Below are 12,669 nucleotides of genomic sequence, written 5' to 3'. Positions count from 1 at the left end.
TGATTGGAAGGATAGTTCTATGTCAGAACCAACTGATTTGAGCACTGTGGAATTGCCGCTGCTGCCTTTGCGCGATGTGGTGGTGTTTCCGCACATGGTCATCCCTCTGTTTGTGGGGCGGGTGAAAAGCATCAAGGCGCTGGAGCTGGCCATGGAGGCCGATCGTCGCATCATGCTGGTCGCGCAAAAGGCCGCATCCAAAGATGAGCCCAGTGCTGATGATCTGTTTGAAATTGGCAGCATCTCTACCATCTTGCAGATGCTGAAGTTGCCCGACGGCACGGTGAAAGTGCTGGTCGAAGGGCAGCAGCGCGCCAAGCTGCTGAAAGTGCAGGACCTAGAGTCGCACTTCATGGCGCAGTGTGAGCCGCTGGAAGTCAAGGCTGGTGCTGACTCAAACAAGCAGGAAAGTGAGGTTGAGGCGCTGCGCCGCGCGGTGTCTCAGCAGTTTGAGCAGTACGTCAAGCTCAACAAGAAGATCCCATCCGAGATCCTGACCTCAATTGCAGGCATTGAAGATGCAGGGCGTCTGGTCGATACGATTGCAGCGCATCTGCCGCTCAAGCTCGATCAGAAGCAGGCTGTGCTGAATCTGGCAGATATCAAGGAACGTCTTGAGAATCTGTTCGAACAGCTGGAGCGCGAAGTTGACATTCTGAATGTGGACAAGCGCATCCGTGGTCGTGTCAAACGCCAGATGGAAAAGAGCCAGCGTGACTTCTATCTGAATGAGCAGGTCAAGGCCATTCAGAAAGAGCTGGGCGAAGGCGAAGATGGTGCAGACATCGAAGAGATCGAAAAGAAGATCAAGTCTGCCAAGATGCCTGCTGAAGCTCGCAAGAAGGCAGAAGCAGAGCTGAAAAAGCTCAAGCTGATGTCACCCATGTCGGCAGAAGCGACGGTGGTGCGCAACTACATTGATGTGCTGACGGGTCTGCCTTGGAGCAAGAAAACCAAGATCAAACACGATCTGGAAGCTGCAGAGGAAGTGCTCAATGCCGATCACTTTGGCCTGGAAAAGGTCAAGGACCGCATCCTAGAATACCTTGCAGTGCAACAACGTGTGGACAAGGTGAAGGCGCCTATCTTGTGTCTGGTAGGCCCTCCAGGCGTGGGCAAGACTTCGCTGGGGCAGTCTATTGCCAAGGCAACTGGCCGTAAATACGTGCGCATGGCACTGGGTGGCATGCGTGACGAAGCGGAGATCCGAGGTCATCGCCGTACCTACATTGGTGCTATGCCTGGCAAGGTACTGCAAAGCCTGGAAAAAGTGGGTACACGCAATCCACTGTTCTTGCTCGATGAGATCGACAAGCTGGGTATGGACTTCCGGGGTGATCCCTCGAGTGCTCTGCTGGAGGTTCTGGATCCCGAGCAGAACAACAAATTTGGCGATCACTACGTCGAGGTTGACTTCGACCTGAGTGATGTGATGTTTGTGGCGACATCGAACTCCATGAACATTCCTCCGGCCTTGTTGGACCGTATGGAAGTGATTCGTCTGTCGGGCTATACCGAAGATGAAAAGCTCAATATCGCCAAGCGCTACCTGCTGCCCAAGCAGATTGGCAACAACGGCCTCAAGGAAGCAGAACTGGAAGTCAAGGACGATGCCATTTTGGACATCGTGCGTTACTACACGCGTGAAGCCGGTGTGCGTTCGCTGGAGCGTGAACTGTCCAAGATCTGCCGAAAGGTGGTCAAGGGTTTGCTGCTGAAGAAGCTCAAACCCAAGGTCGTGGTGGATGCATCCAACCTGGATGAATATCTGGGCGTGCGCAAGTACATGTACGGTCGTGCAGAGCAGGAAAACCAGGTGGGTCAGGTTGTAGGTCTGGCCTGGACGGAAGTGGGCGGTGATCTGCTGACCATTGAGGCTACGACGATGCCCGGTAAGGGCAATATCCTGCGCACTGGCTCCTTGGGTGATGTGATGAAAGAATCCGTGGAGGCTGCACGTACTGTGGTGCGCAGCCGTTCACGCTCCCTGGGGATTGAGGATGCCATGTTTGAAAAACGTGACATCCACGTCCACGTTCCTGATGGGGCAACACCAAAGGATGGGCCAAGTGCAGGTGCTGCCATGGCTACTGCCTTTGTGTCGGCGCTGACGGGTATCCCTGTACGCGCAGATGTGGCCATGACTGGTGAAATTACCCTGCGTGGTGAAGTCACAGCCATCGGTGGCCTGAAAGAGAAGCTGCTGGCTGCGCTGCGAGGCGGCATCAAGACCGTGTTGATTCCTCAGGAGAACGTGAAGGACCTGCAAGAGATTCCAGACAACGTCAAGACTGGCATGGAAATCATTCCTGTGCGCTGGATTGATGAAGTCTTGAAGATCGCACTGGAACGTATGCCTGTTCCTCTGGAAGAGGAAGCGGTTGCTCCTGCTGTGGTGGCCAAGGCTGCAACAGCTAAGCCAGCGGCCAAAAAAACGCGTGCAGTGAAGCATTGATAAAAAACGTAGCGCTTTTTTCTGGAACAGCAAAAAATTGCGCTACAATTCATTCCATCGCAGCGATGCACAAGTTCTGTTGTAGAATTTAAGGCTTCGCTAGATAAGCGGGAATAGCTCAGTTGGTAGAGCGATACCTTGCCAAGGTATAGGTCGTCGGTTCGAACCCGATTTCCCGCTCCAAAGGTTTTAGGGCTTCGGTCCTTGGAATGGCGCGATAGCAAAGCGGTTATGCAACGGATTGCAAATCCGTCTAGTCCGGTTCGACTCCGGATCGCGCCTCCAAAATGCGGGAATAGCTCAGTTGGTAGAGCGATACCTTGCCAAGGTATAGGTCGTCGGTTCGAACCCGATTTCCCGCTCCAGGTTCTTTCGGGGAGCTTGTCAGTCGATAAGCTCTTTTGTTTCTGAGATATCAGAGGCACATGCGGGAATAGCTCAGTTGGTAGAGCGATACCTTGCCAAGGTATAGGTCGTCGGTTCGAACCCGATTTCCCGCTCCAGGTTCTTTCGGGGAGCTTGTCAGTCGATAAGCTTCTTTTGTTTCTGAGATATCAGAGACGCATGCGGGAATAGCTCAGTTGGTAGAGCGATACCTTGCCAAGGTATAGGTCGTCGGTTCGAACCCGATTTCCCGCTCCAGGTTCTTTCAGGGAGCTTGTCAGTCGATAAGCTTCTTTTGTTTCTGAGATATCAGAGACACATGCGGGAATAGCTCAGTTGGTAGAGCGATACCTTGCCAAGGTATAGGTCGTCGGTTCGAACCCGATTTCCCGCTCCATGTTCAAAGGGAAGCAAGTGCTTCCCTTTTTCATGTCTGAGGCACAATGCCCAGTGCGTGAAAAACCGTGAAATCGGCAGAAAATGTTCGAAGATCGGTTAAGCTAATGGTTTGCGCAGTACGGAGTTTGCTCTGTGTTGCAGCCCCGATGGTGGAATTGGTAGACACATCAGACTTAAAATCTGCCGCCTATAAAACAGGCGTGCCGGTTCGATTCCGGCTCGGGGCACCACTGCAAAGCTTCCATCAGGAAGCTTTTTTTATTTCCAAGCTTGGATCCTGCGATCTTTGGAAGGCTGCTTTTGACGGCTGCCACATTGGCAGCATTGTTGTATGCAGCATGCGACAATGTGGCTCCAGCCAGAGGAGGGTTTTGCTCGCAAAACTCGCTTGGCTTCCTCTTTAGTGTCTGAATGCTTTGGGCCGTCAAAGACACCTGATGTGAGTAGAACAATGTCTAGCTATAACGCCCCTTTTGAAATTCATGTGCACGGCCAGGTGCTGTTACGCCCGGACGTCACGTTTGAACAATTGCAAGAAGCACTCAAGCCACTGTGGTCGTATGCTGGCGCGCGTTCGCTGGCAGATGGTTCGGTCAGTGCTTACGAAGAAGAACCAGGTATTCAGTTCAATGCCAAGGAAGGTCTGGTTCAGATGTGCTGGACCGTCTCCGGTGATAGCGATTTTCGTCAGTCGCTGGACGATATGTGCATGGGGCTGAACGAGCTGGCACAGGAAGGTGCTGCGATTGAGGTCACCTTCTATGACGCCGAGTTCGATGAAGAGGATGGCGACCGCTCTCAGGATGCGCGTGATGACTTCATGATGCTGTTTGTTGGCCCCAATCCTGCGGCCATCATGAAAGTCCAGCGCGATATGCTGGTCCAGGATGTGATTCACATGATGGAGCGCCACTTCGATGCCTCGGAGCTGCTGGGCGTGGTCGCAGAAATCGACAAACTCTTCATGCAGCGTTTTGACAGTCTGCTGAGCTCGTTGGAGCTGGGTAAGCTCCCACCCAGCAGCGGTGGCGGTTCCCGTGGTGGTCATAGACCACGGCATATGCACTGATGAGATGAAAACAGGCCCGGCCACGAGCCGGGTTTTTTATGCCATTTCTGCTGCCTGCCAGGGGCGATAGGTTTTCAGTAGCTGGCTGATCTGCTCGGCCGGCACTGGTTTGCTGAACCAGTAGCCTTGCGCCTCATCACAGCCTTGTTCGCGAAGAAATGCGAGCTGTGCCTGGGTTTCCACGCCTTCTGCCGTGGTCTGGATGCCCAGTGCTTGTGCCATTCGGATGATGGCACTGACGATGGCACGGTCGTTGTGGTCGTGATCGATATCGCGGATGAAAGACTGGTCGATCTTGAGCTTGTAGATCTGAAAACGTTTGAGCTGGCTCAGTGACGAGTAGCCTGTACCAAAGTCGTCAATGGACAGCCAGACGCCGCTGCCGCGCAGGGCATCCATGGTAGAGGTCGCAGCCTTGGGGTCCAGAATGGCTACCCCTTCTGTCAGTTCCAGCTCCAGTGCATGCGGTGGAATGCTGTATTCCAGCAAGATGCGATTGATCAGCTCGGGCAGCTGAGGCTGGTGGAACTGGATGGCAGACAGGTTCACAGCCACTTTGAGCTGTCTGAAGCCTTGCCTGTGCCATGCTTGGAGCTGGCGTATGGCATTGCGCAGTACCCACTCGCCGATTTGCAGGATTTGCCCACTGTCTTCAGCTACAGGAATGAATTCCGCAGGAGAGACATTGCCGAGTTCAGCCTGGTTCCAGCGCAGCAGTGCTTCTACGCTGCGAATCTCGCCTGTGTGCAGGCAGATCTGAGGCTGGTAGTGCAGCGTGAACTCATCGCGCTCCAGAGCGCGGCGCATGGCATTTTCCAGCTGCAGCGCCCTGACAGACTTGGCATGCATCTGCGGGGTGAAGAAGCGATAGGTGTTACGCCCTTCCAGCTTGGCGTGGTACATGGCGACATCGGCCGATTGCGTCAATGCATCAATGTCGTCACCGTCCTGTGGGTACAGTGCAATGCCCATGGATGGCGCCATGCTCAGCTCATGGTGACCAATCTGATAGGGCTTGAGTGAGGCTTCCTGCAGCTTGCCCGCCACGCGTGCGGCGCCCTGTGCGTTGGCGCCGGGCAGCAGCAGCACGAACTCGTCACCGCCCACCCGTGCGACAGTGTCTCGGTCACGCACTACGGCGCGCAGGCGTTTGGCAATTTCCTGCAGCAGCGCATCGCCTACCTTGTGGCCCAGCGAATCATTGACGTGCTTGAAGCGGTCCAGATCCAGAAAAATGACGGCCAGCGGGCGGTTGTTGCTGCGTGCGTCCTCGATGGCCTGCTTGCTGCGTTCAGCCAGAAAAGCGCGGTTGGGCAGGCCTGTGAGGGTGTCGTAGTGCGCCATCCAGTGAATGCGTTCCTGAATGCGCTTGCGGTCTTCCACTTCCTGATGCAGCGTCTGAATGGTTTCGCTGAGCTGGTTGGTGCGCTCCTGCACCTGGCGTTCCAGTTCGGCCTGTGCTTCGGTCAGCATGGCCTGAATGCGCTTGCGTTCGGTGATGTCCAGCAAGATCCAGACTTCGCCCTGTGAGCGGTCCTGTGGATCCACCCAACGGCTGCGTACCTCGCAGGCAATGTCGTGCCCTTGATGATGACGCAAGCTGATCTCGCCCTCAAATGAACCTGTGTGGCTGTTGCTGATCTGGGTGAGTACATCCAGCGGCGAGTGGCACAGCGCAAAGGACGGAGACATATTGCTCAGTGCCAGCAGTGTCTCCGGCTCATAGCCCAGCATCTTGCACAGGTGCTGATTGCAGCGGGTCAGCGTCCCCTGCTTGATGTAGGCAATGCCAACGGCAGCAGTTTCGAAAAGTAGTTGCTTTTCACGCAGCGCCTTGGAGAGCATGGCTTTGCGCTGCCGTTGCTCATCAATGTCATCCACGATCCATACAGCGCCTTCATGCGGTGCAGATGGGTTGATCAGATGGCCGCTCAGGCTGCTCCAGAAAAGGTCGCCGTTGCGGCGGCGCAGGCGTCGCTCAGTTTTGAAGGTCTTACCCTGGCGCATGCCGACACAGGACATGCGAATCAGCGCTTTGAAATCGTCAAGCGATGGATGCAGCTGTGCACTGCGAACGCCAACTACTTCATCATGGCTGATAAATCCAAAAATTTTGGCGAAGTGCGGATTGCAGCGGACGATGGTGCGATTTTTGACGAATGCAATGCCGACACAGGCACTGTCCAGCAGGGCTTTTTGTTCACGCAATAAGCGTTCAAGATCAAACGCTGGAGCTTCAATCTCGCCAGTATTCAGGGACATGTGCAGAAACGGTGCAGATGAGAGGGCAGGCTTTCGCTGACATGCAAAAACCGGGCAAGCTCGAGCGGGCTTATAGCGGGAGCGGCATGTTTCTGAGGAAGGTGCAGGAACACGTATGAACCACTGTTTTCAAAGTCCCATGAACACATGACGGGTGTGCTGTTTGTGATGTCTGGGCTTACATGCCCAGAGACTTCAACAGTGCATCGGTTTCATCCGTGGAGGATGTACCGGCAGCAGTCGGGGTGGGGGGGGGCTGGGTGTTGACCTGTGCCAGGATGGCGTCAGGGTCTACTTCTGAGCTGTCAAAGTCATGGAGCTTGATGAACTCCGTGTTATCCACAGCCAGCTCCAGATAAAAAATGTTATTGCTGGCCGTGTAGAAGGTCACGCGGCGCGCTTGTGGATTGTCCAGATTGGCGTCCACGCTCAGCTGTACCTGCTTGCTCAGCACCAGCATCTTTGGCTGGTTCTGGGTGATATGGGTTTGCAGCTCCCGGCGAATTTTTCCGGTGAAGTCGCCCACGACCTGGTTCATCAGCTCGCCCATCACATTGCTGACATCGTCCGAGGTATGAGAAGTGGCTAGATCCGATTCAGACATGCCCATATTGAGCATATAGCTACGGTATAGCTCCATGGCAGCGGCTGCCGAGAAATTGATGATGACCAGCCCGGAAAATCCACCGTCAAACAGCACGAAGCAGCCGATGTCTGGCTTGAGATAGGTTTTTTGGATACGTTGCACCATGCCGGAGTACTGGATCTGGCAGGTGGTGGCGACATTCAGCACGCGGGTGACAGAGTTGCAGAGACTGACGAGCAGGTCGTCGGTGCCTTGGGCTGTGGTTGGGGCTTTGTCGCTCATGGTTGTAGATGATGCAGGAAACACAATGTTGCTGATTATGTGTGTTTCTGCATGCGGTGGTGCAGAGTTGGTGGCGTAGCCATCTTTAGCTGTGCAGCTGGGTGCGCTGCATCAAAAGAAAAGGAGGCCGTTGGCCTCCTTGGGTTGGTTGATGCTCACACTTGTGCCCAGGTTTCTGACAGAAGGCCTGATGCCAGCATGGCGACCATTCGTGCACTTCCTGTCAGGGCCTGCATGCTCGCCATGGACGAAGCATGTCGTGTGCAAAGCGGGATGCCCGCCTGTTGCAGGATGGTTACTTGGCCGCGGCGCGTGCCTGTTCCAGCCAGCTGTCAAAGGTTTTCTGATGGGCCTTGATCCAGCCTTCCACATGGCGGTCGATGTCTGCAGGCTTGTTCTGGCCCTTGCTCATGGCATGGTTCTGGGCGTTGATATCGCTCACGGGCAGCTGCATGATTTCAAACAGCTTGGCGGCGGCAGGGTTGGCTTCTGCCCACGCCTTGTTGGCCAGGATGTGCTGCTTGTTCACGACAAAGCCATAGTTCTTGCCATTGGGCAGCTTGGTGTCTGTGCCTTTTTGTTCGCCAGGAGCGGAGGAGAAAGGTACTTCCAGCCACACCACATCCTTGCCGGGCTGCAGCTCATTGCTGACCCAGTAAGGGGTCCAGGTGTAGTAGAGGATGGGCTTGCCTGCCTTGTAGCGAGCAATGGTGTCAGCAATCAGTGCTGAGTAAGTGCCTTGCTGGTGCGTCACCGTATCGCGCAGTTTGTAGGCATCCAGGTGGTGCTCGATCATGGCTTCGCAGCCCCAGCCGGGGTTGCAGCCGGTCAGATCGGCCTTGCCATCACCATCTGCGTCAAACAGCTTGGCAAGCTTGGGGTCGCGCAGTTGGTCGATATTGGTGATGTTGTACGCATCGGCAGTTTTCTTGTCGATCAAGTAGCCCTGTGCAGCGTTGTCGGAGTACACGCCTTTGCGGTAGAGCTTGGCATCGCCGCCAGCGTTTTTGTAATAGTCAGCGTGCAGTGGATTCCAGTGTGTGGCGATGAAGGTGGCATCACCATTGCCCAGGGCCAGGTGGGCTGTGGGGTATTCCACTTCACGGATAGGCTGTACGTCATAGCCGAGCTTTTCCAGGGCTTTCATGACCAGCTGGGTCTGGAAAGTTTCCTCGGCAATCGAACTCTTGAGGGGATAGACCTTGACGCCTTTGCCGGGCAGTTCGCTGGCCTGGGTGCTCAGACAGCCCAGGGCCAGGGTGCCAGCGGCAATGCTGGCCAAGGTGCGTGGGGAACGAAATATGGACATCATGTCATCCTCCTTGTAAAAATCTGAAAGAAATTGCTTGCTAGCGCTTATGTATCAAGCGCTAGCTGCTATCAATTACGAGCCAATAACACAAGCCTTGGGGGCAGTTGTGTGAGTGGCTCTAAGACGCTTTGCTGTTGCGGCGAGCTTGCAGCAGCCAACCCAGGGGGCCCTGGTTCCACCAGTGCTGGCCGCCGCGGCGAGGTTGACCCATGGCCTGAGTGATGCGGTCCAGCACAATGGCCAGCAACACGATGCCCAGGCCACCCACCGTGGCCAGTCCCATGTCCAGGCGGCCAATACCGCGCAGCACCATCTGGCCCAAGCCACCGACGGCGATCATGGAGGCGATCACCACCATGGACAGCGACAGCATCAGGGCCTGATTGATACCGGCCATGATGTTGGGCATGGCCAGGGGCAGCTGCACTTTCCATAGCATCTGCCAAGGTGAAGCCCCATAGGCACGGCTGGCTTCGATCAGGTCAGGACGCACCTGGCGAATGCCCAGATTGGTCAGGCGCACCAGTGGTGGCAGGGCAAAAATGATGGTGACGATCACGCCCGGCACATTGCCAATGCCAAACAGCATGACCACCGGCACCAGATAGACAAAGGCGGGGGTGGTCTGCATGGCGTCCAGCAGCGGGCGGGTCCAGCGCTGTGCACGGTCACTGGACGCAATCAGAATGCCCAGCGGCAGTCCAATGACGATACAGAACACCAGTGAGGTCAGCACCAGCGACAGGGTGACCATGGCTTCGGGCCAGATGCCCAGTGCAGCCACGGCAGCCAGCGCGACGGCGCTGCCAATGGCCAGGCCACGACCTGCAAACTGCCAGGCGAACAGAGCGATCACGGCAGTGAGTACGGGCCAGGGCAGGCTCAGCATCATGTCTTCCACGCCGCTGAGGGTGGCATCAATCGGTGTGCGTACCAGCTGAAAGAATGGGCGGAAGTTATCGACGACCCAGCCCAGCCCCTGGTTGATCCAGGTTTCAATGGGCAGGCCGTCGGCGCGGATCTGTTCCCACAGAGTCGCTGGTGCATCGGCAGGAGCGCTGCCGTTGAGCAGCCAGTCCGATGGTGCTTCTGCTGCTTCGGGGGTGGCAGCTGGGCTGGCCCATGGATCTGCGGCATTGGTTGCCTCGGTGCTGCCTGCTGCTGCCCAGGGATCCGCTGCCGTGGTGCTCCATGGGTCGCTGTGCGAATTCATGTCACTCATGCTTGTTCTCCTTGTACGCGTGTGGTGTCGCTGTCAGTGGCTTCGTGCATGACCGTGGGCGAGTCAGCTTCACCGGTAGGGAACAGAGGATTGAGCTTGAGAGGTGGTGGTGAAGCTGGAGCGGCTTGCACCGGCGGTGTATCGCGATCCAGGAAGCGCATCAGCGTGGTGTGGCTGATCACTCCGAGGAACTGGCGCTGCGTTCCAATCACTGGCAGCGGGCAGGGTGCAGAGACCATGAGACCAAACAGATCGGCGACAGGCGTGTTTGCGTCGACAGGGACCACGTTGTCGATAAAGGCGTGTTTGAGTCCCAGCATGCCCTGATGGCCGCGCAGCGCATTGCGCAGCGATTGTGAGGACACCACGCCCAGCAGACTGCCGCGTGTGCTCAGCACACAGGCAAATTCGCGGTCGGAATCTTCAATCAGGCGCAGGGCTGCGCGGCAGCCACGATCACTGTGCTCGGAAATAATGCTCAGCGCAGGGCGCGCAATATCCGAAGCCTTGAAGACGGCTGCAGCATCTACGCCCTTGATGAAGCTGCGCACATAGTCATTCGCAGGGCTGCGCAGAATCTCGTCGGGTGTGCCAACCTGGATGATCTGACCATCCTTCATGATGGCAATGCGGTCGCCAATACGCATGGCTTCATCCAGATCGTGCGAGATGAAGACGATGGTGCGGCGCTTGGTTTCCTGCAGGCGCAGCAGCTCAGACTGCATTTCGGTGCGGATGATGGGGTCCAGTGCGGAAAATGCCTCATCCATCAGCAAGATGGATGGATCGGACGCCAGTGCGCGGGCCAGGCCTACGCGTTGCTGCATGCCGCCGGACAGCTCATCGGGGTAGCTTGCTCCCCAGCTGCCCAGACCCACTTGCTCCAGTGCTGCCTGTGCGGCCTGCTGGCGGGAGGCCTTGTCTACTCCGGCCATTTCCAGGCCGAAGGCGGTGTTATCCAGCACGCTCATATGGGGCATGAGCGCAAAGGACTGGAACACCATGGAAATGTCTTTGCGGCGCAGGTCACGCAGCTGTTTGTCGTGCAGGGCATTGATGTCCTGACCCTCCACCAGGATGCGTCCGCTGGTGGGTTCAATCAGGCGGTTGAGCATGCGCACCAGCGTGGATTTGCCGGAGCCAGACAGGCCCATGATCACGAAGATTTCACCAGCCTCGATGGTGAAGTTCGCGTCGAACACACCGATGGATTGCCCTGTGCGTTCGAGGATTTGTTGCTTGGAAAGCCCTTGGTGCACCAAGTCCAAGGCTTGTTTGGGGTGGTCACCAAACACCTTGAAGACGTTCTCGATGCGAATTTGTTTGGCCACTGGTTGTCCTCCCTTGAGTTGTTCTTGGGGGTTAAACACAGTGCAGCCGCGTCACAAGCGTAGCTTGGACGGCCTACACGCGAAGCCGGAAGTCGTGCTAGCCGATGCACCAGTGCATCACGAATGTCATGCACTGCAGTCAAGGGGATAGACCGGGCCCGAATGGCAGCGTGGTGGTGCGCAAGGGCCGCGAGAGAGGGCAGAGGCAGCGCACAGGGCGTGCGTCACATGATCCAAACATGTCCGTGCATCAGTGCCAGAAATCCGGCGCTGTGATGCAAGCAACTGACAAGTTCAGCACTTGCATCGGGTGAATCCACATGCCTAAACACGCGGATTACCTGCATGGCAGGTTGTTAATAAGGCGTTTATTCTAACTATTGAGTATATGAGTGTCAAGAATTAATTGCTGTCAGGAATCATTTCAAATGGTTGGTGTGTGCTTGCATTCCTTATGCTGGGTAGCATGTCGTGGCTTAAAGCACAAAAAAATGCCCTGCACGTGGTGGTCGTGCAGGGCATGCTGTGCAGGCTCACAGTTGCTTATCAGTGTGCGCTATGGCTGCTGCTGTGTACCAGCTTGTCGGTATAAGCGATGGCGAGTGCGCTGAACAGGAACACCACATGAATGATGGTCTGCCACATCAGCACTTTGACGTCGTAATTGCCAGCGTTGATGAACGTCTTGAGCAGATGGATGGAGCTGATGCCGATGATGGACAGCGCCAGCTTGACCTTGAGCACTGATGCATTGACGTGGTCCAGCCATTCAGGCTGATCAGGGTGGCTGTCCAGGCCCAGGCGGCTCACAAAGGTTTCGTAGCCACCAACAATGACCATGATCAGCAGGTTGGAGATCATGACCACATCAATCAATGCCAGTACGACCAGCATGATGATGGTTTCGTTCAGGCTGGTGACGTGGGCATCGGGCTTGTAGCCAATGTTGGCAATCAGCGTCTGGAGTGCTTCCTGATTGCCAAATGCAGCTTCAATCAGGTGCCACAGTTCAATCAGGAAATGCCAGACGAAAACGCCTTGTGCTGCGATCAGGCCCAGGTACAAAGGCAGTTGCAGCCAGCGGCTGGCAAAAATAATGCTCGGAAGAGGGCGCATTGGAGAAGCAGCCGGTGAAACAGGCTTGGTGGGAGGCTCGTGGGAATCCATACGAAGGGGCAAAAGAGAGAGTCAAAAAAAGCCGACCAGTGCCGGCTAAGCAAGAAACGCAGGGGCGAAATTGTAGGTGTCTTGGAGAGACGCTGTAGGCGCAAGTCCTGACTTCCTGAGCGGTTTATAAGACTGTCATACGCATAGAGTCAGTGGGGTGTAAGTACCAGCGCAGACATTTGCCATCAAATACAGCTCAC

8 protein-coding genes and 7 tRNA genes are annotated in these 12,669 nt (G+C 55.9%); 9 read left to right on the top strand and 6 right to left on the bottom strand.

Annotation, left to right across the window (positions count from 1 at the left end):
- The first annotated feature begins 19 nt into the window (after positions 1-19).
- The 9 genes from lon (at position 20) to F7P80_RS06310 (ending at position 4,307) form a co-directional block, all read left to right on the top strand.
- On the top strand, positions 20-2,455 hold the full coding sequence (gene lon / locus F7P80_RS06350; RefSeq protein WP_151043458.1) for an endopeptidase La: 2,436 nt from the start codon (positions 20-22) through the stop codon (positions 2,453-2,455).
- Between the two features lie 107 nt (positions 2,456-2,562).
- A tRNA-Gly gene (locus tag F7P80_RS06345) sits at positions 2,563-2,638 on the top strand.
- A 28-nt stretch (positions 2,639-2,666) separates the two neighbouring features.
- Positions 2,667-2,740 (top strand) — tRNA-Cys (locus tag F7P80_RS06340).
- 4 nt (positions 2,741-2,744) lie between these two features.
- Positions 2,745-2,820: transfer RNA gene (locus F7P80_RS06335), tRNA-Gly, on the top strand.
- A gap of 62 nt (positions 2,821-2,882) precedes the next feature.
- A tRNA-Gly gene (locus tag F7P80_RS06330) sits at positions 2,883-2,958 on the top strand.
- A 63-nt stretch (positions 2,959-3,021) separates the two neighbouring features.
- Positions 3,022-3,097 (top strand) — tRNA-Gly (locus F7P80_RS06325).
- 63 nt (positions 3,098-3,160) lie between these two features.
- A tRNA-Gly gene (locus tag F7P80_RS06320) sits at positions 3,161-3,236 on the top strand.
- Between the two features lie 142 nt (positions 3,237-3,378).
- Positions 3,379-3,468 (top strand) — tRNA-Leu (locus tag F7P80_RS06315).
- A 221-nt stretch (positions 3,469-3,689) separates the two neighbouring features.
- The gene (locus tag F7P80_RS06310; RefSeq protein WP_054066044.1) at positions 3,690-4,307 is read left to right on the top strand and encodes a DUF6806 family protein; all 618 of its coding nucleotides are present in this window, start codon (positions 3,690-3,692) and stop codon (positions 4,305-4,307) included.
- Positions 4,308-4,343: 36 nt separating this feature from the next.
- On the opposite strand, the gene F7P80_RS06305 is transcribed toward F7P80_RS06310, so the two are convergent.
- From F7P80_RS06305 to F7P80_RS06280, 6 genes are all read right to left on the bottom strand, one after another.
- Positions 4,344-6,569, bottom strand: coding sequence for a sensor domain-containing protein (locus tag F7P80_RS06305; RefSeq protein WP_151043456.1), 2,226 nt, complete (start codon positions 6,567-6,569; stop codon positions 4,344-4,346).
- Between the two features lie 178 nt (positions 6,570-6,747).
- Complete coding sequence (locus F7P80_RS06300; protein WP_054066046.1) at positions 6,748-7,437, bottom strand: DUF3334 family protein; 690 nt, start codon at positions 7,435-7,437, stop codon at positions 6,748-6,750.
- Between the two features lie 295 nt (positions 7,438-7,732).
- Positions 7,733-8,746: a glycine betaine/L-proline ABC transporter substrate-binding protein ProX gene (proX, locus tag F7P80_RS06295; protein WP_420888908.1), complete on the bottom strand. Its 1,014-nt coding sequence runs from the start codon at positions 8,744-8,746 to the stop codon at positions 7,733-7,735.
- Positions 8,747-8,867: 121 nt separating this feature from the next.
- Positions 8,868-9,971, bottom strand: a complete 1,104-nt coding sequence (gene proW / locus F7P80_RS06290; RefSeq protein ID WP_114070906.1) for a glycine betaine/L-proline ABC transporter permease ProW — start codon at positions 9,969-9,971, stop codon at positions 8,868-8,870.
- Positions 9,968-11,302, bottom strand: coding sequence for a glycine betaine/L-proline ABC transporter ATP-binding protein ProV (gene proV, locus F7P80_RS06285; protein WP_151043452.1), 1,335 nt, complete (start codon positions 11,300-11,302; stop codon positions 9,968-9,970). Before proV ends, proW begins: the two co-directional genes overlap by 4 nt.
- A gap of 546 nt (positions 11,303-11,848) precedes the next feature.
- Positions 11,849-12,469 (bottom strand): TIGR00645 family protein, encoded by a 621-nt coding sequence (locus F7P80_RS06280; RefSeq protein WP_151043450.1) that lies wholly within the window; start codon positions 12,467-12,469, stop codon positions 11,849-11,851.
- Between the last annotated feature and the right edge of the window lie 200 nt (positions 12,470-12,669).

The sequence above is a fragment of the Comamonas kerstersii genome, assembly GCF_008801935.1.
GTDB lineage: Bacteria > Pseudomonadota > Gammaproteobacteria > Burkholderiales > Burkholderiaceae_C > Comamonas > Comamonas kerstersii.
This window is presented reverse-complemented; position numbering and strand designations above follow the sequence as displayed.